This window comes from Brevundimonas sp. SS2672 (assembly GCF_059579685.1).
The window spans coordinates 868,548-891,262 of the sequence record NZ_CM184201.1 but is presented as its reverse complement, the minus strand read 5'-3'; the positions used below and the strand labels follow the sequence as shown (position 1 = coordinate 891,262).

The window sequence follows — 22,715 nt, the reverse complement described above, 5'->3', positions numbered from 1 at the left end:
CTTAGCGAGCCTTCTTCACGTGACGGCTACGGATAATGAACTTGTCCGTGGCCTTGTTCTTGCGGGTACGAGAACCCTTGGTGTCCTTACCCCACGGCGTAACCGGGGTACGACCGCCCGAGGTCCGGCCTTCACCACCACCGTGCGGGTGGTCGATCGGGTTCATGGCGACGCCGCGGACGTGCGGACGCCAGCCCATGTGACGCTTGCGGCCGGCCTTGCCCAGGTTCTGGTTCATGTGCTCGGGGTTCGACACGGCGCCGACAACGGCCATGCAGCCGTCCAGGACCATGCGAAGCTCGCCCGAGCCCAGACGGATCTGGGCGTAGCCCTGGTCGCGACCGACCAGTTGAGCGTAAGCGCCGGCCGAACGGGCCAGCTGAGCGCCCTTGCCCGGCTTCATCTCCACGTTGTGGATGATGGTGCCGACCGGCATGGAGCGCAGCGGCATGGCGTTGCCCGGCTTCACGTCGACCTTTTCACCCGCGACGATGGTGTCGCCGGCGTGCAGGCGCTGAGGCGCGATGATGTAGGTCTTCTCGCCGTCGGCGTAGGTCACCAGGGCGATGAAGGCGGTGCGGTTCGGGTCGTACTCCAGACGCTCGACCGTGCCGACCACGTCGAACTTGCGACGCTTGAAGTCGATCTTGCGGTACAGGGTCTTGGCGCCGCCGCCGCGGAAGCGGACAGCGATGCGACCGCCCTGACCACGACCGCCCGACTTGGTCAGGCCTTGGGTCAGCGACTTCTCCGGGCGGCCCTTGTGCAGCTCGGAGCGGTCGACCAGCACCAGGGCGCGGCGGCCCGGCGACGTCGGATTGTAATGCTTCAGAGCCATGGTCTTAGAGCCCCGTCGTGACGTCGATCGACTGGCCGTCGGCCAGCGTCACGATCGCTTTCTTGATGTCCACGCGGCGACCGAGGATGCCCCGGAAGCGCTTGGTCTTGCCCTTTTGAACCAGGGTGTTGACCTTGAGGACGTTGACTTTGAACAGGCTTTCGACCGCCGCGGCGATCTCGTCCTTGGTCGCCGTGCCGGCGACGCGGAAGACGACCTTGTTCTGCTCCGACAGGATCGTGGCCTTCTCGGTGATCACCGGAGCCAGGATGGTGTCGTAGTGCTTGGCGGTGGGTTGAGCGGCGGCCATTATGCGGCTTCCTTCTCAGCGAAGCGCGCCTCGATCGCCTCGACGGCGGCCTTGGTCAGCACCAGTTTGTCCGCCCGCAGGATGTCATAGACGTTCAGGCCGGCGTTCGGCAGCACGTCGATGTGCGGGATGTTGCGCGCGGCCAGGCCGAAGTTGGCTTCGACTTCCGGACCCGCGATGATCAGAGCCTTGGTCCAGCCCAGCTTGCCGAAGGTCTCGCGCAGCGAGGCCGTCTTGGCTTCCTTGACCGAGACGCTGTCGACGACGACCAGATCGCCGGCCTTGGCCTTGGACGACAGGGCGTGCTTCAGCGCCAGGGCGCGGACCTTTTTCGGCAGCGAGAAGCCGTGGTCGCGAACGACCGGGCCGAACGCCGGCGAACCGCCGACGAACTGGGGCGCACGACGCGAGCCGTGACGGGCGCCGCCCGTGCCCTTCTGCTTGTACATCTTCTTGCCCGTACGAGAGTTCTCGTTGCGGGTTTGAACCTTGTGGGTGCCGGCGCGGCGCTTGGCCAGCTGCCAGTTGACGTAACGGGCCAGCAGGTCGCCGCGGATGTCGGAGATGCCGAAGACGGCGTCCGACAGCTCAACGTCGCCAGCAGCCTTGCCGTCGAGTTTGATGACCGAGAGTTTCATTACGCTTCACCGCCTTCGGTCGCTTCAACGGCCGGAGCTTCTTCAGCCGGCGCGGAAGCGGGTTGAGCAGCGGCCGACTTCACGGCGCCCGGGAACGGGGCGTCCGAAGGACGGGCCTTCTTGATGGCGTCGCTGATCTTGACGTAGGCGCCGTCATGACCCGGGACAGCGCCCTTGATCAGGATCAGGCCACGCTCGGCGTCGACGCGGACGACGGTCAGGTTCTGGGTCGTGACGACTTCCTGGCCCAGATGGCCGGCCATCTTCTTGCCCTTGAAGACCTTGCCCGGGTCCTGACGCTGGCCGGTCGAACCGTGCGAACGGTGCGAGATCGACACGCCGTGCGACGCGCGCAGACCGCCGAAGTTCCAGCGCTTCATGGCGCCCGCAAAGCCCTTACCGATGGTATGGCCCTGGATGTCGACCTTCTGACCCGCGAGGAAGTGGTCGGCCGACAGCTCGGCGCCCACGTCCAGCAGGGCGTCTTCGCCCACGCGGGATTCGGTCACATAGGCCTTCGGCTCGACCTCGGCCTTCGCGAAAGCTTCGCGTTGAGCCTTGGCCGTGTTCTTGGCCTTCTTAACGCCAGCGCCCAGCTGAAGAGCGACGTAGCCGTCGCGCTCCTTGGTACGTTGGCCGACGACTTGGCAGCCGTCGAGCTGGAGCACAGTGACCGGAACGTGTGCGCCGTCATCGGCGAACACGCGGGTCATCCCCAGCTTCTTGGCGATCACGCCCGTGCGCATGTCGGATCCCGCCTCTTTCTTTCTTAGATCTTGATCTCGACGTCCACGCCGGCGGACAGGTCGAGCTTCATGAGCGCGTCCACGGTCTGCGGAGTGGGGTCGACAATGTCGAGCACGCGCTTATGCGTGCGGATTTCAAACTGCTCGCGCGACTTCTTGTCGACGTGCGGCGAGCGGTTCACGGTGAACTTTTCGATCAGGGTCGGCAGCGGGATCGGACCGCGAACGGTCGCGCCCGTGCGCTTGGCGGTGTTGACGATTTCGCGCGTCGAAAAGTCGAGGACGCGATGATCGAAGGCCTTGAGCCTGATGCGGATGCTTTGATCCATATCGGTTGTTATTCCCATGCGGCCGGAGCCGCGTCCCTGTGAACCATTTCAAAGACCGAAGCCTCGGGACGAAAACTCATCCCCAGGAAACGCAAATCCGCAAAAACGAGCGGCCCACGCAGTCCCCCGCGAAGGCCGTAAGTTCCCAAGAAGCTGCAAAGAACAGTAACTTAGGTCGTTCCTGCGGACCGCGTCTGCACCCGAAAGTGCACAGCCGGTCCAACAAGAGGGGCGCTTATGCCCTCCGATTCCGTTTCCGTCAAGCGCGGAAATCCCCGCCCCGTCGGGGTTTGCGACTCACCGCCCTCTCACCGCCCCTCGGACGCTGCGCCGCAGCATAACACGGGCTGATCGTTAGGGACTGAGGCGGGAAAGCGGCCAGATGAACGCCACGGAAAGGCGCCGCCGCAATACCCACCCCATACTGACGCAGTTATGCCGCAATGCGTCTCTTTTGGGCAACATCGTCCCGGATGTGACCGCCACATGACATGTTTGTTACGGCAAAGCGCCAAACAGCGACCTATGTCTCGCCTATCGTCGGACCAGCTGAGCTTGTTCGGCGGCAGTACATAAGGACAAGAAAATGAAAACCGTCTTTCTCGCTTCGGTCGCCGCCGCGACCCTGATCGCCGCTCCCGCCTTCGCTCAAGACGCCATCGGCTCGGTCGGCGTCGCCTACAACTACGCTGACGTCGAAGGCATCGACGTGAACCGCGGCGTCATCGACGGCGCCGTCGCTTCGCCGGTGTTCGGCGACTGGACCGTCACCTTCAACGCTGAAGGCGCCTATACGGACGTCCAGCACGGTGGCGACGAAACCACCCTGGCCGGCGCCGTGCACCTGTCGAAGAAGATCGAAGACATGCGCTTCGGCGGCTTCGTCGGCGCTTCGGAAGCCCTGGGCGGCACCATGACCACCTTCGGCCTGGAAGGTCAGAAGTACCTGGACCGCGCCACCCTGACGGGCGTGGCCTCTTACGCCACCGTTCATGACGCGGACATCTGGAACGTGGCCGCCGACGCCGCCTTCTACGCCACGCCGCAACTGCGCCTGAACGCCGGCGCCGCCTACGCCAACGCTGACAACCTGTTCGTCGGCGGCTCGGTCGACGGCTGGTCGGTCGGCGTCGGCGCCGAGTACCAGTTCGCCGACACGCCGTACTCGGTCTTCGGCGGCTACGACTACGCCAAGTCCTCGGACCTGGACGTCGACGCCAACGTCTTCAAGATCGGCATGCGCTACAGCTTCGGCGGCGGTCTGCAAGCCCGCGACCAAGCCGGCGCCAACCTGGGCCGCACGGCCAACGGCGTCGCCGCCCTGTTCGGCAACTAAGCGATCTTCGCGGTCTTCGGGCCGCACGGATCATCGAAACCCCGGCGGAGCGATCCGCCGGGGTTTTTGTTTGAGCGCGGCCCGCCGGATTCCGGGCTCGAAAAAGGCCCGGAGGGTTCCACGCGCCCGGGCCTTCTTCTTCAGAGGCTTCGCGGCGTCAGCGGCCGATGCGAAGTTCCCCCGATCCCACGATCGAGCGCGACACCCGACCGGTCGCCTCGGCCACGCGGACGTCGCCCGAGCCGGCGATAGCCGCCGAGACGTCGCCCGCCGTCCCATCGAAACGCACATCGCCCGAGCCGCCGATGGAGACCTTCAGGCTCGAGGCGCTGCCGCCGCGCACCTTCACGCCGCCGGACCCGCCGATGGCGATTTCGGTCTCGCCGTTCACACGGGCCACATCGATACTGCCCGAACCGCCCACGCTGGCCTCCAGCTTGCTGGTCGCGCCCGCATAGATGGAGCCCGATCCGCCGACGGCCGCTTCCAGATCGCGCGACGTGCCGGCCCGGATCGAGCCCGATCCGCCGACCGACAGGCTCATGTCGCCATCGACGTTCGCTACCGTCCAGGAGCCGCAGCCGCCGTTGCCCAGCTCGACCGAGCGCGCGCCGCGTCCAATGGAGCCGAACACGGCGCCGCCGCCGTTCACGTCCACGTCGCGCGGCGTGCGCAGAACGATCAGCGGCGCATCTTCCAGACGAATACGTCCCTTGCCGCGCACCTCGACCGATGCGCCTTCGCCAGGCTGGCGGGCGTCCGCCGGACCGCTGTTGCAGGAACCGATCTGGCCGCCGCCGAAGCTCATGCCCCGACCGCGTCCCAGACCGCCGTCGATGCGGACCTGGCCGCCCCGACGCTCGAGGCGCAGCTCCGGCAGGCCGGCCGAGCCCGGCGTGATCTCGACGCCGACGTCTGCACGGTCTTCCGGAATGACGATGACGCGCGCCACGGCGTTGCGGATGGCCACTTCGTCGGCCAGGGCCGGCGCCGCCAGAACGGCGGACGCGGCCAATGCGGATCCCATGGCGGCGGCGATTGCAGCGGGTTTCATCAGCGAGCTCTCCCTGTCTCTGTGTCCAGGGAAGACTGAGGGCCGCCCGCCGCAAAGTCAGTTTAAATCGAGGTCATGAACCCCTTTTAACCTAAGGCGGTTCAGGCTGCAGGGGTGTCGACGCGGTCCGGCAGGGCCGCCGCCCCGTCCGTCGCCCCGACGGCGGGCTCGAAATCTCGCTCAAAGGCGGCGATGCGGCTCTTCATCAGCCCGGCCCGCTTCAGCGCCACCGAAGCCGCCCAGCGCGCGGCCAATTCCGGCTGGCTCATGCGGTCCGTCGTGCGCGGCTCCCCTCCCCGGCTGCGCAGGAAGGCGTTGGTGTAGAGCGCCCCGTTGCGGATGCGCGAGGGCCAGCTCTGGAACTCGATCGACAGGGAGACGCAGAAACGGTCCAGGTTCTCCACCCGGTGCGGGGCGTAGAAGGGCCAGGTCAGCGCCTGCCCCGGCTCCAGATCGACAATGCGGGCGTCGTCCTCGAAGGCGCGGCGATAGGGAATCTCCTCGGTCGTCTGGCGGGTGACGACCTGCTCCATGCTGCGCTCGGGCAGGTGGGCCTCGTCGCCCGGATAGACGAACAGGCGCTTGCGACCGCGCATGTGCAACAGCACCACGCCGCCCGCGTCGAAGTGATAGGGCACCCGCGCCTTGGGCGAGGACAGGATGAGCTGACCGCTGGCGCTGGCCGCCTTCAACCCATAGCCGCCTAGGATGCGCTCGAAGTCGACCATGGCCGCGCGCCACAGTTCGGGCCAGCCCTGCTCGACCTTGCGCATGTTGACCCACAGGCGGCCCTGCTGGATCGCCTCCAGCAGTTCGGCCCCGTTCAACCGGCCCCGCGCGCCGGTGCGCAGGCTGACCTGTCCCTCGTCGTCGTAGTCGTACAGGTTGATGTCGAACAGGTCGGCCGGATAGCGGTCCAGCACCTCGGCCAGAGCCTGATCCTCGGCGAAACCGTCGGCGACCAGGGCGTGAGGATGCACCTCCGCCTGGGTGATCGGGCCCGCATAGCGCGTCATGGAAGCCGTCATTCCGCTTTCCTCCTCAATCGGCCCCGCCGGCCGCCTTCTGTTTCCGCACCATGTCGGCGGCGGCGCGCAGCGCCCCGAGGTCCGACCGGCCAAGCTCGTCTCACAGGCTTCGACTACAGACCAGCGACGCCGCGTACTGGTGCGCAAGCGCTCCGCCCACGCGGAGCCCAGCACGCCCAGAGCGGCGCTCGCCGTCGCGCACAGCGCCTTGCCTGGCCCCGGCCGAGCCACAACGCCCTCGACGGTCGCCAGGCCGCCGTCATCATAGTATTTCTTGTAGTTGCCGCCCACGCCCACGCCGTAGTCGAAGACTCGGTAGCCGCGCTCGGCGCCCAGCCGGATCGTCTCCTGGGTCAGCACGATGCCCGGCGACCAGCGCGCGACCTCCTGGTTGTAGACCGGGAACCACAGGTGGAAATGACGCCCCGCGTGCATGGAATACTCCATCGCCACGACCCGTCCATCGACACGCAGCACCGCCATCGAGGCGCCGAAGCCGTCTTCGCCCTCGCTGTCCATCAGGGCGTGCAGCACCTGGCCCGTCCAGCCGCACGCGAAGATGTCGTGGTGCCCGGTGCGGCGATACTGTTCGCTCTTTTCGATGATCAGGCGTTCCAGCAGGGCGTGATCATGCAGGCCGATTTCGATCTCAACCGTCTTGAAGGCGCCGTCCAACCCTCGCCGCGACCGCTCCTTGTCCTTGAAGTATTTCGGAAAGGCCTTCCGTCGCCGAGCGTACCAGGCGTCGAAGCCGCCTTCGTCAGGCACGATGGAGATCACGCTATGGTTGCGCGGCATCGCTTGCGGAGCCTCTCCGATCCACGCGGCGGCGGCGAAACGCGGCGCGCCGATCAGGGCGGCCGCTTCCTGCATCGAAGGCTTGTCGTCGCGCGGGCCGATGACCCCGTGATAGTCGTTCATCGGCGCGGCCAGAGGCTGGACCGTCCCGCCCCGGCGCTGATGCGGATAATAGCCGACCACCCGACTGTCCCGTTTGAAGACAGCCAGCGCAGCGCCGGGACAGATCGCCCCGGCCGTGCGCGAGAACTCCCAACGGAAATAGGGGCTGCTCAGATCAGCATCCGCCCTCGCCCAATCGTTCCATTGCGCGCCCTCCTCAGCCGACAGGTCGGCCAGGCTGCGGATTTCAACTGATAATGGTCCCGACATGACGCTCCCTTCAGAACGATCACAGCAAGTCCCGTTCCAGTCGGGGACTGATAAAGCCAAGCCCTTGAGGCCGGGTTAGCGTCCGGCCTCTTTGCGAAAGATCGGAGCCTCACGGCGCCCGCCGCATTGTCTTCCTCAGGAGGTCCCCATGACGACGCCACGCCCCAAGACCCGCGAAACCGAGAACGAGAACCAGCGCCCCGACAAGCCCGGCAATCCGCCGCGCCCCGCCACCGAGCCCAAGGACGCCAAGGGCAGCAGCAACTCAGGCCGCACCGACACCGATCCCGCGACCGGCGCGCCGAACGACTGAATGCAAAACGGCCCCCGGATCGCTCCGGGGGCCGCTCTGTTACGCTTTACTTTGGCCTACAGCCCTTGCGGGCTGCTTGAGGCCGGTACGCTTACGCTACTCTTACTGTGCGACCTCAGGGGCCGCCCGTCGATTACTCGACGATCTTGGCCACGACGCCGGCGCCGACGGTGCGGCCGCCTTCGCGGATGGCGAAGCGCAGCTTCTCTTCCATCGCGATCGGCGTGATCAGCTCGACGTCCAGCTCGGCGTTGTCGCCCGGCATGATCATCTCCACGCCTTCCTTCAGGCGCACGATGCCGGTCACGTCCGTCGTGCGGAAGTAGAACTGCGGACGGTAGTTCGTGAAGAACGGCGTGTGACGGCCGCCTTCTTCCTTGTTCAGGATGTAGGCCTCGGCCACGAACTTCGTGTGCGGGGTGATCGAACCCGGCTTGCACAGCACCTGGCCGCGCTCGACGTCTTCACGCTTGGTGCCGCGCAGCAGCACGCCCACGTTGTCGCCCGCCTGGCCCTGGTCCAGCAGCTTGCGGAACATTTCCACGCCCGTGCAGGTCGTCTTCTGGACCGGACGGATGCCGACGATCTCGACTTCCTCGCCGACCTTGACGACGCCGCGCTCGACGCGACCCGTCACCACGGTGCCGCGGCCCGAGATCGAGAACACGTCTTCCACCGGCATCAGGAACGGCATGTCGATCGGACGTTCCGGCTGCGGGATGTAGCTGTCGACCGCCGCCATCAGCTCCAGAACGCGCTCGGCGCCGATCTGCGGGTCGCGGTCTTCCACCGCGGCCAGGGCCGAGCCCTTGATCACCGGAATGTCGTCGCCCGGGAACTGGTACGAGCTCAGCAGCTCGCGCACTTCCATCTCGACCAGCTCCAGCAGTTCCTCGTCGTCGACCATGTCGACCTTGTTCAGGAACACCACCAGCGCCGGAACGCCGACCTGACGCGACAGCAGGATGTGCTCGCGCGTCTGCGGCATCGGGCCGTCAGCGGCCGAGCACACCAGGATCGCGCCGTCCATCTGAGCCGCGCCCGTGATCATGTTCTTCACGTAGTCGGCGTGGCCCGGGCAGTCCACGTGCGCGTAGTGACGGTTCGCCGTCTCATATTCCACGTGCGACGTGTTGATCGTGATGCCGCGCGCCTTCTCTTCCGGCGCGTTGTCGATGTCGGCGTAGTTCATCGCCTTGCCGCCGCCAGCCTTCGACAGCGTCATCGAGATCGCCGCCGTCAGCGTCGTCTTGCCGTGGTCAACGTGACCGATCGTGCCGATGTTCACGTGCGGCTTCGTGCGTTCGAACTTTTCCTTGGCCATGGCCAAACTCCTGTGGCCCGGGTCCGGAACGGAGGGGCGCTGTGCTCAGTTCATAAAACCTGGAGCGGGTAGCGGGAATCGAACCCGCGTATTCAGCTTGGAAGGCTGCTGCACTACCATTGTGCTATACCCGCACGAAGAATGCGGTTGCACCGCCCTTCAAATGAAGAGCGACGGTTCCGCACCCGATTCCTATCTGGACTCCCGGCCCGTCGGGCATTGGAGGCGCGTGGTGGGGGAAGCAGGACTCGAACCTGCGAAGCTTACGCAGCGGATTTACAGTCCGCCCCCTTTGCCGCTCGGGACATTCCCCCAGCGCGCCTATGTCAATGCCGGTCTGGAAACGCCGTGAACAATCTTTCGATCATTCGCGACGAAAGCCTTCGCTGTCGGGCGACGCCTGCAGTAGAGGAAGCGCCTGAACCGAAAGCCCTGGGGCCCAAATCGGAGGCCGTCTTATAGTGTCGTCATTTCGAGAACGCAACGACCGGAAAACCGGTAAAAAACAATCTTTCCACAAGAGGGACGAAGCACGCCCAAATCGGGCTCAAACACCCGCCCCGCAAGGACGCGGCGCAGGCGATGCAGAGCGACGGCCGGCCCGTTCGCGCCCGGACGCCGATAATTTTCTTTGGGGACGTCATCCGGTTCTGGCCGCTTTGGCGAATCCCGCGCGCCGTGGAACCGGCCGTCTGATGGTCACGGAAGACCGTGCCGAGGAGATCCAGCGCGAGAATCTGGCCAACGGCCACCGAGATCGAGGTGGTCGATTCGCTCGCCCTGGGCCGGATGCTGCCGGCCGGCGCCGTGCACCAGGGCATGGCCTTCAAGGTTCAGCCGCTGGAAGGCGTCGCTCTGGAAGACCTGGCCGAACCGGCGCAAGGCGTCATCGTCATGCTGGATCAGCTGACCGACCCTCAGAACGTCGGCGCCATCTTCCGGTCGGCCCTGGCCTTCGGCGCGCGCGGCATCGTGGTGCAGGACCGGCACTCCCCCGCCCTGGCCGGCGCCCTGGCCAAGGCCTCCGCCGGCGCGACCGAGCGCCTGCCGTGCGCCCGCGTGACGAATCTCAGCCGCGCCCTTGAGAAGCTGGCCGACCACGGCTGGCGCGCCATCGGCATGGACGGCGGTTCGGACCTGACGCTGGAGCAGGCGCTCGACGCCCGACCGACCGTCATCGTCATGGGCTCCGAAGGCGACGGCGTGCGCCGCCTGGTGGCCGAGCACTGCGAAGCGATGGCCCGTATCCCCATGCCCGGCGGCTTCGAGAGCCTGAACGTCTCCAACGCCGCCGCCATCGCCCTGTATGAAGCGGCCCGCGCCCAGGGACGCGCAGCCTAGGAATCGAGCTCCCGCGTCAACTCGCCCTGCGGCGACTTGGCGCGGGTCCGGTCGGGCCTTATGAGTCCGGCATGGACTTCCTCTCCAATCCCGAACTGATCAGTCAGGCCTCCGCCCTCGGCAAGGTGCTGATGATCGACCTCGTCCTGGCGGGCGACAACGCCGTGGCCGTGGGCCTGGCCGCCGCCGCCCTGCCCCAGGAACAGCGCCGCAAGGCCATCCTGGTCGGCCTGGCCGTCGCCGTCGTCCTGCGCATCGGCCTGGCGCTGATCACCGTTCAGCTTCTGGCCATCGTCGGCCTGCTTCTGGCGGGCGGCTTCCTGCTTCTGTGGGTGTGCTGGAAGATGTGGCGCGAACTGCGTGAGCAGGCCACGCACGACCAGGCCGAGGCCGAAGCCGAAATCGAGCGCGCCATGGCCATGGAGAATGGCGGCGGCCCCTCTCCCGAAGAGCTGGGCCTGAAGCGCAAGACCTTCGGCGCCGCCCTGATACAGATCATGATCGCCGACCTGACCATGAGCCTGGACAATGTCCTGGCCGTGGCCGGCGCCAGTCACGAACACCCGTGGATCATGGTGTTTGGCCTGATCCTGTCCATCGCCCTGATGGGCCTGGCCGCCACCTTCATCGCCAAGCTGCTGAACCGCTACCGCTGGATCGCCTATGTGGGTCTGGCCATCGTCCTGTACGTCGCCCTGCACATGATCTGGGACGGCGGGCGCTCGGTCATCGTGCGCACCGGCCATGCCGACGCCTTCAACGCCTCGGCCCCCGCCTTCCTCGCCATCAGCGCCGAAGAACAGGCCAAGCATATGAAGCATACCGGCAAGGGCGCCGATTCCCACACGCCCCACGCCTTGCCCGGCGGTCGCGAGCGACGCGATCCGCCGCCGCAAACGGTCGCCCCCCCGAAACCCGCCTCCTAAAAACACGAAAGGCCCGGATCACTCCGGGCCTTCTCCACTTCTACGCCTGGCGCGACCCTAGCTTTCGGCGCCGCCGAAGCGCTCGGTCCATTCGGCGACCTGGGCGTCCTCGATCTTGGCGAACAGCACCTGGGCCGAAGCCACGGCCTGGCCGACCGGCAGCGTGTTCAGCAGATCGCCTTCCACGTCCGGCCAGGACAGATCCGTCGCGCCGACCGTAGCCGCGATACGTCCGGCCGCTTCAGGCATAAAGGGCGCCGTGACGCGGGCGAACAGAGCCACCAGGCCGAGGGCCGTGCGCACCACGACGGCGGCGCGCTCGCGGTCCGTCTTCAGCGCCGTCCAGGGAGCAGCTTCCTGCAGATACTCATTGCCCAGCACCCACAGGGCGCGGGCCGCCTGAGCCGCCTTGCGGAACTCCATGGCCTCGAACTCATAGGTCAGGGTCGCCAGCGCGGCCTTGACGTCGGCCGCCAGTTTTTCTTCCAGCGCGCCCGGTTCGCCGCCTTCGGGCACGACGCCGTCGAACTTGGATTCCGTGAACTTGACGATGCGGTTGACGAAGTTGCCCAGCACGTCGGCCAGATCCTTGTTCGTCGTCGACTGGAACTGCTCCCAGGTGAAGGCCGCGTCGGAATGTTCCGGCCCGTAGGCCGTCAGGTGCCAGCGCCAGTAGTCAGCGGGCAGCAACTCCAGCGCCTGGTCCATGAAGACGCCTCGGCCCATGCTGGTTGAGAACTTGCCGCCGTACCAGTTCAGCCAGTTGAAGGCTTTCAGCTGATCGACCGTCTTCCACGGTTCGCCCGAGCCCAGGAGGGTCGAAGGGAAGCTGACCGTGTGGAAGGCGACGTTATCCTTGCCCATGAACTGGACGTAGCGAACATCGTCCGCCCCCTCGTCCAGACGCCACCAGGAACGCCAGTTCCCGCCCGTCTTCTCGGCCCATTCCTCGGTCGCGCCGATGTATTCGATGGGGGCGTCGAACCAGACGTAGAAGACCTTGCCCTCCATGCCCGGACGCGGACCGCCGTCGGGACCGACGACCGGCACGCCCCATTTCAGGTCGCGGGTGATGCCGCGATCGATCAGGCCCTCGTCAAGATGCTTGTAGGCGATGGAGCGGGCCAGCGGCTGCCACTGGGGCGAGCGGGCGTCGACCCAACCCCGCACTTCATCGGCGATCTTGGTCTGCAGCAGATAGAGGTGGCGCGTGTCGCGGACCTCCAGGTTGCGGCTGCCCGACACCGCCGAATAGGGATTGATCAGATCGGTCGGATCCAGCAGGCGGCCGCAGTTGTCGCACTGGTCGCCCCGCGCCTTCTCATAGCCGCAGTGGGGGCAGGTGCCCTCGACGTAGCGGTCGGGCAAGAAGCGGGCGTCGTCGATCGAATAGATCATCCGGTCGACGCGCTCCTCGATCAGGCCGCGCTCCTCCAGAACCTTGGCGAAGTGCTGGGTCAGGCGGGTGTTCGGGGCGTTGGAGCTGCGGCCGAAGATGTCGAACGACAGGCTAAAGGCGTCAGCGGCCTTCTTCTGGACCTCGTGCTGCTCATCGCAATAGGTGCGGACGTCCTGACCGGCGGCGGCGGCGGCCAGTTCGGCCGGGGTGCCGTGCTCGTCGGTGGCGCAGACATAGAGGACGTCATGGCCTCTCGCCCGCATGAAACGCGCCCACACATCGGCGGGCAGCATCGACCCGGCCAGATTCCCAAGGTGCTTGATGCCGTTGATATAGGGCAGCGCCGAGGTGATGAGGATGCGGGCCATGGTCTTCCAACGTCTGACAGGGAGGCGTCGGATATAGAGGGCGCAGACCCGAACGTCACCTTTTATGGGCCAAGTGTCTTATAAGACAGGCGTCGCCTTTGCCGGGGGCAATCGCCGCGCGATCCGCACGAACCGCCCGGTCAGAAGGGCGCCCGAGATCAGGCTGGCGACGATCACGGCCCAGACCAGGCCGTCCACGCCGATCCTGTGCGCCAGGAACCAGCCCAGCGGGATCATGATCAGGCCATAGGACAGCAGGTGCATCAGCGTCGGCCACACCACGTCCCCCGCCGCGCGATTGGCCTGGGCCGCGACCACCTGCTGGGCGTCCGCGACGAAGAACAGGGTCGCCAGCACCAGGGCCGGCGCCGCGATGGCCAGAATCGCCGGGTCGGTCGTATAGGCGCTGACCACCATCGGCGCGGTCAGCCACAGACCGACGGCGATGATGAAAGCCAGCACCGTCACCACGCCGACGCCCGCCAGCCCGCCTCGCATGACCCCCGCCTTGTCGCCGCCGCCGTAGCTGCGGCCGACCAGCACCGCCGTCGCGGACGACAGGCCCATGGGCACCATGAAGACGATGGCGGAAACATTGATGACCACGGCCCAACTGGCCGTTTCCGCCGCGCCCAGCTGACCGGCGAACAGGGTCATGGCCGCGAAGGCGCCCACCTCGATGAAGTTGGACGCGCCCGCCCCCAGGCCGACGCGCATCTGCTGTCTCTCGACCGCCTTGTCGCGCCTGGGCTTGTTGAACACGCCCCAGGCTCGCGCCTCGGGCAGGCGCAGGATGAAGATCACCAGAAAGAGCGCCAGCGCCGTGCGCGCGCCGAACGTCGCCCAGGCCGAGGCCACGGCACCGTGCAGGCCGATGCCCAGCAGGTCCGGCACCAGCAGGAGGTTCAGCGCCAGATTGACCGCATTGGCCACCCACATAGCGACCATGCCCGCCTTGGGCCGGTGCAGGCCTTCAAGGAAGAACTGGGCGCACACCGAGATCAGATAGGCCGGCATCGACAGGGCGAAGACCATCAGGGCAGGCGTCGCGCCCTCGCCCAGGCCGTCCTCCAGCCCCATGTGCACCAGGCCGAAGGGCCCCAGCAACAACAGGCCGATCATGGCGATGAAGCCGATCTGCAGGGCGTAGGTCATGCCGCGCCGCAGCACCGCCCCCACCTCGTCGCCTCGTCCCTCGCCCAGCAGCCGGGCGGTCATGACCTGCACCCCCATCATCAGACCGACCGCAGTCGTCAGCATGACCGAAGACGGCGCCCAGGCCAGGGAGTGATAGGCCAGCTCGCGGCTGGCGTAGTGGCCGACCACGATGGCGTCGGTCAGCCCCATGGTCATGATGCCCAGACGCGCCAGTACGACCGGCCATGCCAGCTTCAGCAGCTCGGACAGGGTGGCGCGATTATGGAAGCTGAACAGGGACTGGACCATCGGAGGCCGCAACAGCCACGCGCGCGGGCGCGGGTCAAATGATTTTCCGGCCGTTTCAGGCGCCTACCAGGCGCCCAGCTCGCGCAGTTCGCGCGCCAGGTCCGGCGGCAGATCCGTCGGTTCGGCGATCGACAGGTCCGGCGGCACGTCCTTCTCGAAATAACGCCAGCCCTGGAAGGGGCGCCGGGCCAGAGGCGCCGTGCGGATGACCTGGCTGTCCAGCTTGATCTCGCAGCGACTGGCCTTGCCCTCGCCGATGGTGGTGATGTCGAGGATGCGCTGACGGCAAGTCACCACGCCCTTCATCACCCAGTACAGCGAACCGCCGTCCTCGATCTCGGCCGCGCGCTTGGGCGTCATGCGGGTGTGGACGATGCGCCAGTCGGACCGGGCGGCGTTCGCCTCCAGCGTCTCGACTTCCGACACGCCGACGCAGAGCTTGATCATGTGCAGGGACATGAGGGGCCTCTAGCATCAGATTACCGGCGACGTCATGGCGGACATTCCGCTCGAACGGCGCCATGCTGCGCGTCATGAGCCTCGACCGCCGTCAAATCATCGCCGCAGGCCTGGGCCTCGCCGCCATGACGGCGGCCCAGCCAACATTTGGAGAGCCCCCAATGTACGGACTCATCGGCCAGATAAAGGCCCAGCCTGGCCAGCGCGACGCCCTGGCCGCCATTCTTCTGGAAGGGACCGCCGAAATGCCGGGCTGCTTCAGCTATGTGGTCGCGCGCGATTCGACGGACGCCGACGCCCTGTGGATCACCGAAGTGTGGGACAGTCGGGACAGCCACAGCGCCTCGCTGCAACTGCCCGCCGTGCAGGCCGCCATCGCCAAGGGCCGTCCGCTGATCGCCGGTTTCGGCAGCCGGACCGAAACAGAGCCGCTGGGCGGAGCGGGCCTCCCTCGCTGACCCGTGCAGCCCGCTCAGCTCCACGGATGAGCGCGTTCAGGCAGCCTCCGCCGCCTTGACCACGGCCAGAACCGCGCCGTCGGTGACCTGATCGCCGACGGCGACGTTGAACTCGGCCACCACGCCGTCGAAGGGCGCGGTCAGGGCGTGCTCCATCTTCATGGCCTCCAGCACCACGACCGGCTGGCCCTTGGCTACCTTGTCCCCGGCCTTGGCGGGCGCGGCGACGATCTTGCCCGGCATCGGCGCGCGCAAGGCTCCGTCCGAGGCGGAGCCGCCTGTTGATGGAGTTGCAAGACTAGCCCTAGTGACCGGCCATGCATATCCGCGCTCGAAGACCACGCCCTCGTCTCCATCTGCCGGAACGGCATAACCAATCGGCACACCGCCGTTTACGACAATCTTGTCCCCATGGGCGCGGCTAACAGCAATCCGATCATCCGCTTCAATCTTCCAAGTGAAGTCACCGGTACGGTTCGACAGAACAGAACCTTGCACCGTGTCGCCGTTGATCTGCGCTACGAACAGCGCACGCGCTTGCCCGTTCAGACGAAAACCAACAGCCGCGCTGTCGGCGTCCGGCGCCCAAGGCGACAGATAATCACCTAGCTGCGGCGCCAGATGATGATTGTTCGCGACCAGGTTCAGCGCTGCGATCCGAGCGTCTGGCGACGGCTGAGCCGCCAAAAGGCTAGCCTCCTCCGCCGCGATGAAGCCGGTGTCCACATCGCCTTCGACAAAGCGCGGGTGATCCAGACAGCGCGCCATGAAACCGGCGTTGGTCTTCACCGGCCAGACCTCGACCTCGCGGCAGGCGTCGGCCAGGCGAGCGGCGGCGGCTTCGCGGGTGTCTTCGTGGACGATCAGCTTGGCGATCATCGGGTCGTAGAACTGGCTGACCTCGCCGCCCTGCATCACGCCGGTGTCGACGCGGATGTCGTCGGGCATGACGAAGTGATCCAGCCGCCCGATCGACGGCAGGAAGCCGTTGGCCGGGTCTTCGGCGTAAAGGCGGGCCTCCATCGCCCAGCCCTTCATCGGGATGTCGGCCTGCGCCAGAGGGATCGGCTGCCCCGCCGCGACGCGCAGTTGCCATTCGACCAGATCAACGCCGGTGATGGCCTCGGTCACCGGATGTTCGACCTGCAGTCGGGTGTTCATTTCCATGAACCAGATGCGGTCAGCCTTCAGACCGTCGGAGGCATCGGCGATGAACTCGATGGTGCCTGCGCCCTGATAGTCCACGGCCTTGGCGGCGCGCACGGCCGCGGCGGTGACGGCGTCGCGCGTGGCCTGATCCATGCCCGGCGCCGGGGCTTCCTCGATCACCTTCTGGTGGCGGCGCTGCAGCGAGCAGTCGCGCTCATGCAGGTGGACGACGTTGCCGTGGCTATCGCCGAAGACCTGCACCTCGATATGGCGTGGGCGGGTGATGTAGCTCTCGATCAGCACGCGCGGATCGCCAAAAGACGACTGCCCTTCGCGCTGGGCTGAGGCCAGATTTTCAGCGAAGTCTTCGGCGCGGTCGACCTTGCGCATCCCCTTGCCGCCGCCGCCCGCGACCGCCTTGATCAGCACCGGGAAGCCGATGCGGTTCGCCTCGGCGCTCAGGGTCTCCAGGGACTGGTCCTCGCCCTGATAGCCGGGGGTGACGGGCACGCCCGCCTCGATCATCAGCTTTTTCGCCGCGTCCTTCAGGCCCATTGCGCGGATCGAGGACGGCTTGGGGCCGATCCAGACGATGCCCGCCGCCGCCACCGCCTCGGCGAAGTCGGCGTTCTCGGACAGGAAGCCATAGCCGGGGTGGATAGCCTCCGCCCCCGTCGCCTTGGCAGCCGCCAGCACCTTGGCCGCATCCAGATAGGAGTCGCGCGCCGCCGCCGGACCGATCAGCACCGCCTCGTCCGCCTCGCGAACGTGCAGGGCGGCGGCGTCAGCCTCGGAATAGACGGCGATGGTGCGCAGGCCCATGCGGCGGGCGGTGCGAAAGACGCGGCAGGCGATCTCGCCGCGATTGGCGACCAGGACGGACTTAAACATCAGACTACCTTATTGCGCCCAGCTCGGCGCGCGCTTGTCCAGAAACGCCCGGACGCCTTCCTGGCCCTCGGCCGAGACGCGAGCACGGGCGATGCGCTTGGCGGTCTCCTCCAGCAGGCGATTGTCGATCTCCTCGCCCGCCACGTCGTTCACCAGACGCTTGGCGTCGCCCATGGCGCCCGGCGCATTGGCCGACAGGCTGTCCGTCAGCATGGAGATGAACTCGTCCACCGAGCCTTCGGGCAGGACCATGTCGATCAGGCCCGCATGGGCGGCGTAGTCGGCGTCGAAGATATTGGCCGTCAGGAACAGCTGACGCGCGCGGCGCGCGCCGACCGCCTCAATGACATACGGCGCAATCGTCGCCGGGATCAGGCCCAGCTTGACCTCGGAAAAGGCGAAGCGCGTCCCTTCGACCGCCACGGCCATGTCGCAGGCGGCGACGATGCCCGCACCGCCGCCCATCGCCGCGCCCTCGACCAGAGCCACCGTCAGCGCCGGCACGTCGTGCAGGGCCTTCAGCATCTTGGCCAGCCCCATGGCGTCGTCGCGGTTGTCGCTCTCTGACCAGTCGGCGGCGTCGCGCATCCAGTTCAGGTCGGCGCCCGCGCTGAACGTCCCGCCCGCGCCGCGGATGAAGACCACGCGCACCTTGTCGGCGCCGTGCAGAGTCTCGAACGCCTCATACAGGGCGGCGATGGTGGCCGCGTCGAAGGCGTTCTTCTTCTGCGGCCGATTGATGGTGACGAAGACCACACCGTCGGCCGTGGCGTCGATCTGCACCAGGTCATCGTTCGCATCCGGCGCCGGGTCGGCGACGAAGGGATGGGCGATGGCGTTCATCTCCGCCGCCTCTGCGTCAGTGATGTCCAGAGCGTTCAGCTCTTCTTCGGTCGGCTTCTGGTCAGTCATGAGGGGCTCCTTCAAGCTCTGAACGCCTGAAACGTCTTCCTTCTCCCCCTGTGGGAGAAGGAAAAACTACATCCTGAACACGCCGAAGGTGGTCTCGGGGATCGGGGCGTTCAGGCTGGCGCTGATGGCCAGGCCCAGCACGTCGCGGGTCTGGGCCGGGTCGATGACGCCGTCGTCCCACAGGCGGGCCGTGGCGTAGTAGGGGTTGCCCTCGTCCTCATACTTCTGACGGATCGGCGCCTTGAAGGCCTCGGCTTCGTCCGGCGTCCATGTGTCCGCGTCACGGTGGACGGTAGCCAGGACGCTGGCCGCCTGCTCGCCGCCCATGACGCTGATGCGGCTGTTCGGCCAGGTGAACAGGAAGCGCGGGCTGTAGGCCCGGCCGCACATGCCGTAGTTGCCGGCCCCGAACGACCCGCCGATCAGGACGGTGAACTTGGGAACCTCGGCCGAGGCGACTGCGGTGACGAGCTTGGCGCCGTGCTTGGCGATGCCCTCGGCCTCATACTTGCCGCCAACCATGAAGCCGCTGATATTCTGCAGGAACAGCAGCGGAATCTTGCGCTTGCAAGCCAGCTCGATGAAGTGCGCGCCCTTCTGGGCGCTCTCGGAGAACAGCACGCCGTTGTTAGCGAGGATGGCCACTGGCATCCCCCAGATGCGGGCGAAGCCGCAGACCAGCGACGTGCCGTACAGCGCCTTGAACTCGTCCATCTCCGAGCCGTCGACGATGCGGGCGATGACCTCGCGCACATCGTAGGGGGCGCGGACGTCCTCGGGGATGATGCCGTACAGCTCGGCCGGGTCATAGGCGGGCGGGCGCGGCTCGCGCACGTCCAGCGGCTGGGGCTTGGTGGTGTTCAGATGGGCGACGATGGAGCGGACGATCTCCAGCGCGTGTTCGTCGTTTTCGGCCACATGGTCGACGACGCCGGACTTGCGGCCGTGGGTCTCGGCCCCGCCCAGTTCCTCGGCCGAGATGACCTCGCCCGTCGCAGCCTTCACCAGCGGCGGGCCAGCCAGAAAGATGGTGCCCTGGTTACGCACGATCACCGTCTCGTCGGACATGGCCGGAACATAGGCGCCGCCCGCCGTGCAACTGCCCATGACGCAGGCGATCTGCGGGATGGCCTTGGCGCTCATCCGCGCCTGATTGAAGAAGATGCGGCCGAAATGGTCGCGATCCGGAAAGACCTCGGCCTGGTGCGGCAGGTTGGCCCCGCCGGAATCGACCAGATAGACGCACGGCAGATTGTTCTGCTCGGCGATCTCCTGCGCCCGCAGGTGCTTCTTCACCGTCATCGGAAAGTAGGCGCCGCCCTTCACCGTCGGGTCGTTGGCGACGATCATGACCTCGCGGCCCGACACTCGGCCGACGCCGCAGATCATGCCCGCGCCCGGCGCCTCGTCCCGGTACATGCCGTTAGCGGCCAGTTGGCCGACCTCCAGGAAGGGCGAGCCGGGGTCCAGCAGGCGCTCGACCCGCTCGCGCGGCAACAGCTTTCCGCGCGCCACATGGCGCTCGCGGCTGGCGTCCGAGCCGCCCCGCGCCGCCTTGGCGACCTTTTCATAAAGCTCGTCCCGCAGGGCGCGATTGTGCGCATCCAGCGTTTTGAAAGCAGGACTGTTGCGATCGACGGCGGAAATCAGCTTGGGCATGCCCAAGGTTTAGGAGGCTTCCGCGCCGGGGGGAAGCCGGTTCGGTTCCCCCGCGACGAAATCGGCTATATCTGCCTGTCATGGCCCCGCTTCGACCGGACACGCTCGCCGTCGCCCTGTCCCGCGCCTTCGAGGACGCGCGCGACAGCCGCGCCAGCTGGTTCGCCCTGACGCGGGGCGAGCGGCTGTTCTCGGCCGGCGACCGGGCCGACACCCTCTATCTGCTGCGCGCCGGGCGACTGGGCGTCTTCCGTCGAGACGACGACCGCGTCCCCCAGATGACCGCCGTCGTCAAGCCGGGCGAGCCGGTCGGCGAACTGGCCATGCTGGCGGGCACCTCGCACATGTCGGACGTCGTCGCCCTGCGCGACAGCGACGTGCTGGCCCTGCCGCGCGACGCCTTCTTCGACGCCGCACGCAACGATCCCCTGCTGATGTCTGAACTGGGCCAGATCATGCTGACCCGCGCCCGCGAGCGCGGCGGCGGGACCGAGCCGAACGTCTTCGGCTTCGTTTCCGCGCGCGACAAGCCCATCCGCGCCTTCGTCGAGCGCGTCGCGCGCGCGGTCGAGGCCCAGGGCGCCACCTGCCACGTCATCGACAGCTCGGCCCTGGCGTCCGCCGCCGAATGGTTCTCGCGCGTCGAGGACGCCCACGACTACGTCCTCTATGTCGCCGAGGCGGATGAACCGAACTGGGCCGCCCTGTGCGCGCGCCAGGTGGACCGGCTGTTCCTGGTCGGCGCCGCCGACCATTCGCCCCCCTGCCCCGCCCGTCGCCGACGACTGGGACGACGCCGGGCAACGCACCGACCTTATCCTGCTGCGCGATCCGCAGATGCCGCGGCCCAGCAACACCCGCGCCTGGCTGGACGTGCTGAAGCCCGGTCGCTGGTTCCACGCGGTCGAGGGGCTGTTCGATGATACGGCGCGGATCGCCCGCCTTATCACCGGCTCCTCCGTCGGGGTGGTGCTGTCGGGCGGCGGTGCGCGCGCCTACGCCCACATCGGGGCGCTGAAGGCCCTGCGCGAGGCGGGCACGCCCATAGACTTCATCGGCGGCGCCTCCATGGGGGCCGTCATCGGCGCGGGCCCGGCGCTAGGCTGGTCCGACGAGGAACTGGAGCACCACATCCGCCAGGCCTTCGTCCTGTCCGATCCCTTGGCCGACATCGCTCCACCCATCATCGCCATGACCCACGCCCGCAAGGTCAAGATGCTGATGAAGGAGGCCTTCGGCGACGTGCAGATGGAGGACATGCTGCTGCCTTTCTTCGCCGTCTCGACCAATCTGACCTCGGGCAAGCTGGAGGTGCATCGCGAGGGCACGCTGCGTCACGCCCTGCGCGCCTCCATCTCCATTCCCGGCGTCATGCCGCCCGTGGTGATGAACGGCCAGGTGCTGGTCGACGGCGCCGTGCTGCGCAACTTCCCCAGCGACGTCATGCGGCGGCTGAACAGCGGTCCGGTCGTCGGCGTCGACGTGTCCACGACGCGCGGGGTCGATCCCGAAACGCTGGAGAATCCCCCTCCTGGTGGCGCTGGATTCTGTCCGGAGCCTGGAAGCACGGCCCGCCGATCGTCTCCATCCTGATGCGCTCGGCCACCCTGTCCAGCGAGGCCGAGCGGATGCAGGCTCGCGCTGAGACGGACCTGCTGATCCTGCCCACGCCCGACGGCGTCGATATCCGCGACTGGAAGGCCTATGCGCCCGCCGTCGCCGCCGGCTACGAGGCCGCCCAGGCGGCTCTGGACAGCCTCAACGGCCCGGTCGAGACCCTGCACCGGCGGCGCCGCTCCGGCGCGCCAGGAGAAATAGTCGAGGAAATGGCAGAAGAGTCCTTCCCTCAGGACGTCGTGGAAACGCCTCTTCAAGACCCTGGCCCAGGCGCGCCAGGAAGGCGTCGCGGTTGGCTGGGTCTTCGGAAAGCGCGGTCAGATAAGGCCTGAGGGCTGTGCCCTTCATCCATTCCAGCACGGCGTTCTCGCCATCCAGAACATGCAGATAGGTCGTCGACCAGATGTCGACCTCCTCGCACCGATCCGCCACCGCGTCATAATAGGCCTCCGCCGCCAGCAGCGGTTGAATGGTGTCGACGCCCTTCAACCTCGCACTCCACGGCCCGTCCGCCGCCGTCTGCCGCATCAGGGTATGATGCCGCGTCTCCCAGGCCATGGGCATCTGCACCGCCAGCACGCCGCCCGGCGCCAGGGCCCCAACCAAACGCCGGAACAGCTTCTCATGGTCGGGCGCCCACTGCAGGGAGGCGTTGGCCAGGATCAGATCGACGGGCGCGTCCGGCGCCCAGGTCTTGAGATCGCCCAGCACCCAATCCACGTCATCCGGCAGGCCGCGCGCCAGCTCCAGCATGGCCGCGCTGGAATCCAGCCCATGGACCCGCGCCTCAGGCCAGCGCCGCTTCAGCAGGGCCGCGTGTTGACCCGCGCCGCAACCGATGTCCCAGACCTCTCGAGGCGTCAGGTCATCCGGCAGATGCGACAGCAGGTCGATGGCCGCGCGATCGCGCTGGCGCTCGAAGCGATTGTATTGCTGGGGGTCCCACGCCGGCGACGTCATCGTCGATATTCTCCCTGTCTGATCGCCGAAGCGATTCGAGGGAG

General features: G+C 67.1%; 22 protein-coding genes and 2 tRNA genes. 7 read left to right on the top strand and 17 right to left on the bottom strand.

Annotated features, from left to right (window positions below):
* Window position 1: 1 nt before the first annotated feature.
* The 5 genes from rplB to rpsJ are packed head-to-tail and all read right to left on the bottom strand — an operon-like array spanning window position 2 to window position 2,861.
* The gene (rplB, locus tag AC52GN_RS04400) at window positions 2-838 is read right to left on the bottom strand and encodes a 50S ribosomal protein L2 (RefSeq protein ID WP_291781273.1); all 837 of its coding nucleotides are present in this window, start codon (window positions 836-838) and stop codon (window positions 2-4) included.
* 4 nt (window positions 839-842) lie between these two features.
* Window positions 843-1,148 (bottom strand): 50S ribosomal protein L23, encoded by a 306-nt coding sequence (locus AC52GN_RS04395; protein ID WP_003170030.1) that lies wholly within the window; start codon window positions 1,146-1,148, stop codon window positions 843-845.
* Entirely contained in the window at window positions 1,148-1,786 is a 639-nt protein-coding gene (gene rplD / locus AC52GN_RS04390; RefSeq protein WP_496528300.1) for a 50S ribosomal protein L4, read from the bottom strand. The genes AC52GN_RS04395 and rplD overlap by 1 nt, the downstream gene beginning before the upstream one ends.
* Entirely contained in the window at window positions 1,786-2,532 is a 747-nt protein-coding gene (gene rplC / locus AC52GN_RS04385; RefSeq protein ID WP_496528299.1) for a 50S ribosomal protein L3, read from the bottom strand. Before rplC ends, rplD begins: the two co-directional genes overlap by 1 nt.
* A gap of 23 nt (window positions 2,533-2,555) precedes the next feature.
* On the bottom strand, window positions 2,556-2,861 hold the full coding sequence (gene rpsJ / locus AC52GN_RS04380; protein WP_003164367.1) for a 30S ribosomal protein S10: 306 nt from the start codon (window positions 2,859-2,861) through the stop codon (window positions 2,556-2,558).
* Between the two features lie 586 nt (window positions 2,862-3,447).
* Between rpsJ and AC52GN_RS04375 the strand changes: the two genes are divergently transcribed.
* On the top strand, window positions 3,448-4,197 hold the full coding sequence (locus tag AC52GN_RS04375) for a hypothetical protein (RefSeq protein WP_496528298.1): 750 nt from the start codon (window positions 3,448-3,450) through the stop codon (window positions 4,195-4,197).
* A 157-nt stretch (window positions 4,198-4,354) separates the two neighbouring features.
* Here AC52GN_RS04375 and AC52GN_RS04370 read toward each other — a convergent pair whose 3' ends face one another.
* On the bottom strand, window positions 4,355-5,251 hold the full coding sequence (locus AC52GN_RS04370; protein WP_496528297.1) for a GIN domain-containing protein: 897 nt from the start codon (window positions 5,249-5,251) through the stop codon (window positions 4,355-4,357).
* A 101-nt stretch (window positions 5,252-5,352) separates the two neighbouring features.
* Entirely contained in the window at window positions 5,353-7,449 is a 2,097-nt protein-coding gene (locus AC52GN_RS04365; RefSeq protein ID WP_496528296.1) for a GNAT family N-acetyltransferase, read from the bottom strand.
* A gap of 148 nt (window positions 7,450-7,597) precedes the next feature.
* Here AC52GN_RS04365 and AC52GN_RS04360 point away from each other — a divergent pair, with 148 nt between their 5' ends.
* Window positions 7,598-7,762 carry a hypothetical protein gene (locus tag AC52GN_RS04360; protein ID WP_312219366.1) on the top strand — a complete coding sequence of 55 codons (165 nt, stop codon included), beginning with the start codon at window positions 7,598-7,600 and terminating at the stop codon, window positions 7,760-7,762.
* 133 nt (window positions 7,763-7,895) lie between these two features.
* Here AC52GN_RS04360 and tuf read toward each other — a convergent pair whose 3' ends face one another.
* The 3 genes from tuf to AC52GN_RS04345 form a co-directional block, all read right to left on the bottom strand.
* Window positions 7,896-9,086: an elongation factor Tu gene (tuf, locus tag AC52GN_RS04355; RefSeq protein ID WP_338576128.1), complete on the bottom strand. Its 1,191-nt coding sequence runs from the start codon at window positions 9,084-9,086 to the stop codon at window positions 7,896-7,898.
* A gap of 60 nt (window positions 9,087-9,146) precedes the next feature.
* Window positions 9,147-9,220, bottom strand: a tRNA-Gly gene (locus AC52GN_RS04350).
* A gap of 96 nt (window positions 9,221-9,316) precedes the next feature.
* A tRNA-Tyr gene (locus AC52GN_RS04345) sits at window positions 9,317-9,400 on the bottom strand.
* Between the two features lie 448 nt (window positions 9,401-9,848).
* On the opposite strand from AC52GN_RS04345, the gene rlmB reads away from it, so the two are divergent.
* Together rlmB and AC52GN_RS04335 are read left to right on the top strand one after the other, a co-directional pair.
* Complete coding sequence (rlmB, locus tag AC52GN_RS04340) at window positions 9,849-10,427, top strand: 23S rRNA (guanosine(2251)-2'-O)-methyltransferase RlmB (RefSeq protein ID WP_496528295.1); 579 nt, start codon at window positions 9,849-9,851, stop codon at window positions 10,425-10,427.
* 71 nt (window positions 10,428-10,498) lie between these two features.
* Complete coding sequence (locus tag AC52GN_RS04335; protein WP_343831509.1) at window positions 10,499-11,353, top strand: TerC family protein; 855 nt, start codon at window positions 10,499-10,501, stop codon at window positions 11,351-11,353.
* A gap of 57 nt (window positions 11,354-11,410) precedes the next feature.
* Here AC52GN_RS04335 and metG read toward each other — a convergent pair whose 3' ends face one another.
* From metG to AC52GN_RS04320, 3 genes are all read right to left on the bottom strand, one after another.
* Entirely contained in the window at window positions 11,411-13,120 is a 1,710-nt protein-coding gene (gene metG / locus AC52GN_RS04330) for a methionine--tRNA ligase (RefSeq protein WP_496528294.1), read from the bottom strand.
* Window positions 13,121-13,198: 78 nt separating this feature from the next.
* Entirely contained in the window at window positions 13,199-14,566 is a 1,368-nt protein-coding gene (locus AC52GN_RS04325) for an MATE family efflux transporter (protein ID WP_291783014.1), read from the bottom strand.
* 63 nt (window positions 14,567-14,629) lie between these two features.
* Window positions 14,630-15,025 carry a DUF1489 family protein gene (locus AC52GN_RS04320; RefSeq protein ID WP_312219314.1) on the bottom strand — a complete coding sequence of 132 codons (396 nt, stop codon included), beginning with the start codon at window positions 15,023-15,025 and terminating at the stop codon, window positions 14,630-14,632.
* Window positions 15,026-15,186: 161 nt separating this feature from the next.
* Between AC52GN_RS04320 and AC52GN_RS04315 the strand changes: the two genes are divergently transcribed.
* Complete coding sequence (locus AC52GN_RS04315; RefSeq protein ID WP_343831504.1) at window positions 15,187-15,483, top strand: putative quinol monooxygenase; 297 nt, start codon at window positions 15,187-15,189, stop codon at window positions 15,481-15,483.
* 36 nt (window positions 15,484-15,519) lie between these two features.
* On the opposite strand, the gene AC52GN_RS04310 is transcribed toward AC52GN_RS04315, so the two are convergent.
* The 3 genes from AC52GN_RS04310 to AC52GN_RS04300 all read right to left on the bottom strand — a co-directional run bounded on the left by AC52GN_RS04310 (window position 15,520) and on the right by AC52GN_RS04300 (window position 20,094).
* A complete protein-coding gene (locus AC52GN_RS04310) occupies window positions 15,520-17,523 on the bottom strand; it encodes an acetyl/propionyl/methylcrotonyl-CoA carboxylase subunit alpha (protein ID WP_496528293.1) in 2,004 nt (667 codons plus the stop codon).
* A 9-nt stretch (window positions 17,524-17,532) separates the two neighbouring features.
* Complete coding sequence (locus AC52GN_RS04305; RefSeq protein WP_496528292.1) at window positions 17,533-18,435, bottom strand: enoyl-CoA hydratase-related protein; 903 nt, start codon at window positions 18,433-18,435, stop codon at window positions 17,533-17,535.
* 66 nt (window positions 18,436-18,501) lie between these two features.
* On the bottom strand, window positions 18,502-20,094 hold the full coding sequence (locus AC52GN_RS04300) for a carboxyl transferase domain-containing protein (RefSeq protein WP_496528291.1): 1,593 nt from the start codon (window positions 20,092-20,094) through the stop codon (window positions 18,502-18,504).
* Between the two features lie 80 nt (window positions 20,095-20,174).
* On the opposite strand from AC52GN_RS04300, the gene AC52GN_RS04295 reads away from it, so the two are divergent.
* Window positions 20,175-21,017 (top strand): cyclic nucleotide-binding domain-containing protein, encoded by an 843-nt coding sequence (locus tag AC52GN_RS04295; protein WP_496528290.1) that lies wholly within the window; start codon window positions 20,175-20,177, stop codon window positions 21,015-21,017.
* Window positions 20,932-21,687, top strand: coding sequence for a patatin-like phospholipase family protein (locus AC52GN_RS04290; protein ID WP_496528289.1), 756 nt, complete (start codon window positions 20,932-20,934; stop codon window positions 21,685-21,687). The genes AC52GN_RS04295 and AC52GN_RS04290 overlap by 86 nt, the downstream gene beginning before the upstream one ends.
* A gap of 165 nt (window positions 21,688-21,852) precedes the next feature.
* Here AC52GN_RS04290 and AC52GN_RS04285 read toward each other — a convergent pair whose 3' ends face one another.
* The gene (locus AC52GN_RS04285; RefSeq protein ID WP_496528288.1) at window positions 21,853-22,671 is read right to left on the bottom strand and encodes a methyltransferase domain-containing protein; all 819 of its coding nucleotides are present in this window, start codon (window positions 22,669-22,671) and stop codon (window positions 21,853-21,855) included.
* Window positions 22,672-22,715 lie beyond the last annotated feature (44 nt).

What these genes read in the sequence shown, in the direction of transcription:
- rplB (WP_291781273.1), bottom strand. Translation starts at nt 838, where the DNA reads ATGGCTCTGAAGCATTACAATCCGACGTCGCCGGGCCGCCGCGCCCTG.
- AC52GN_RS04395 (WP_003170030.1), bottom strand. Translation starts at nt 1,148, where the DNA reads ATGGCCGCCGCTCAACCCACCGCCAAGCACTACGACACCATCCTGGCT.
- rplD (WP_496528300.1), bottom strand. Translation starts at nt 1,786, where the DNA reads ATGAAACTCTCGGTCATCAAACTCGACGGCAAGGCTGCTGGCGACGTT.
- rplC (WP_496528299.1), bottom strand. Translation starts at nt 2,532, where the DNA reads ATGCGCACGGGCGTGATCGCCAAGAAGCTGGGGATGACCCGCGTGTTC.
- rpsJ (WP_003164367.1), bottom strand. Translation starts at nt 2,861, where the DNA reads ATGGATCAAAGCATCCGCATCAGGCTCAAGGCCTTCGATCATCGCGTC.
- AC52GN_RS04375 (WP_496528298.1), top strand. Translation starts at nt 3,448, where the DNA reads ATGAAAACCGTCTTTCTCGCTTCGGTCGCCGCCGCGACCCTGATCGCC.
- AC52GN_RS04370 (WP_496528297.1), bottom strand. Translation starts at nt 5,251, where the DNA reads ATGAAACCCGCTGCAATCGCCGCCGCCATGGGATCCGCATTGGCCGCG.
- AC52GN_RS04365 (WP_496528296.1), bottom strand. Translation starts at nt 7,449, where the DNA reads ATGTCGGGACCATTATCAGTTGAAATCCGCAGCCTGGCCGACCTGTCG.
- AC52GN_RS04360 (WP_312219366.1), top strand. Translation starts at nt 7,598, where the DNA reads ATGACGACGCCACGCCCCAAGACCCGCGAAACCGAGAACGAGAACCAG.
- tuf (WP_338576128.1), bottom strand. Translation starts at nt 9,086, where the DNA reads ATGGCCAAGGAAAAGTTCGAACGCACGAAGCCGCACGTGAACATCGGC.
- AC52GN_RS04335 (WP_343831509.1), top strand. Translation starts at nt 10,499, where the DNA reads ATGGACTTCCTCTCCAATCCCGAACTGATCAGTCAGGCCTCCGCCCTC.
- metG (WP_496528294.1), bottom strand. Translation starts at nt 13,120, where the DNA reads ATGGCCCGCATCCTCATCACCTCGGCGCTGCCCTATATCAACGGCATC.
- AC52GN_RS04325 (WP_291783014.1), bottom strand. Translation starts at nt 14,566, where the DNA reads ATGGTCCAGTCCCTGTTCAGCTTCCATAATCGCGCCACCCTGTCCGAG.
- AC52GN_RS04320 (WP_312219314.1), bottom strand. Translation starts at nt 15,025, where the DNA reads ATGTCCCTGCACATGATCAAGCTCTGCGTCGGCGTGTCGGAAGTCGAG.
- AC52GN_RS04315 (WP_343831504.1), top strand. Translation starts at nt 15,187, where the DNA reads ATGTACGGACTCATCGGCCAGATAAAGGCCCAGCCTGGCCAGCGCGAC.
- AC52GN_RS04310 (WP_496528293.1), bottom strand. Translation starts at nt 17,523, where the DNA reads ATGTTTAAGTCCGTCCTGGTCGCCAATCGCGGCGAGATCGCCTGCCGC.
- AC52GN_RS04305 (WP_496528292.1), bottom strand. Translation starts at nt 18,435, where the DNA reads ATGACTGACCAGAAGCCGACCGAAGAAGAGCTGAACGCTCTGGACATC.
- AC52GN_RS04300 (WP_496528291.1), bottom strand. Translation starts at nt 20,094, where the DNA reads ATGCCCAAGCTGATTTCCGCCGTCGATCGCAACAGTCCTGCTTTCAAA.
- AC52GN_RS04295 (WP_496528290.1), top strand. Translation starts at nt 20,175, where the DNA reads ATGGCCCCGCTTCGACCGGACACGCTCGCCGTCGCCCTGTCCCGCGCC.
- AC52GN_RS04290 (WP_496528289.1), top strand. Translation starts at nt 20,932, where the DNA reads ATGCCGCGGCCCAGCAACACCCGCGCCTGGCTGGACGTGCTGAAGCCC.
- AC52GN_RS04285 (WP_496528288.1), bottom strand. Translation starts at nt 22,671, where the DNA reads ATGACGTCGCCGGCGTGGGACCCCCAGCAATACAATCGCTTCGAGCGC.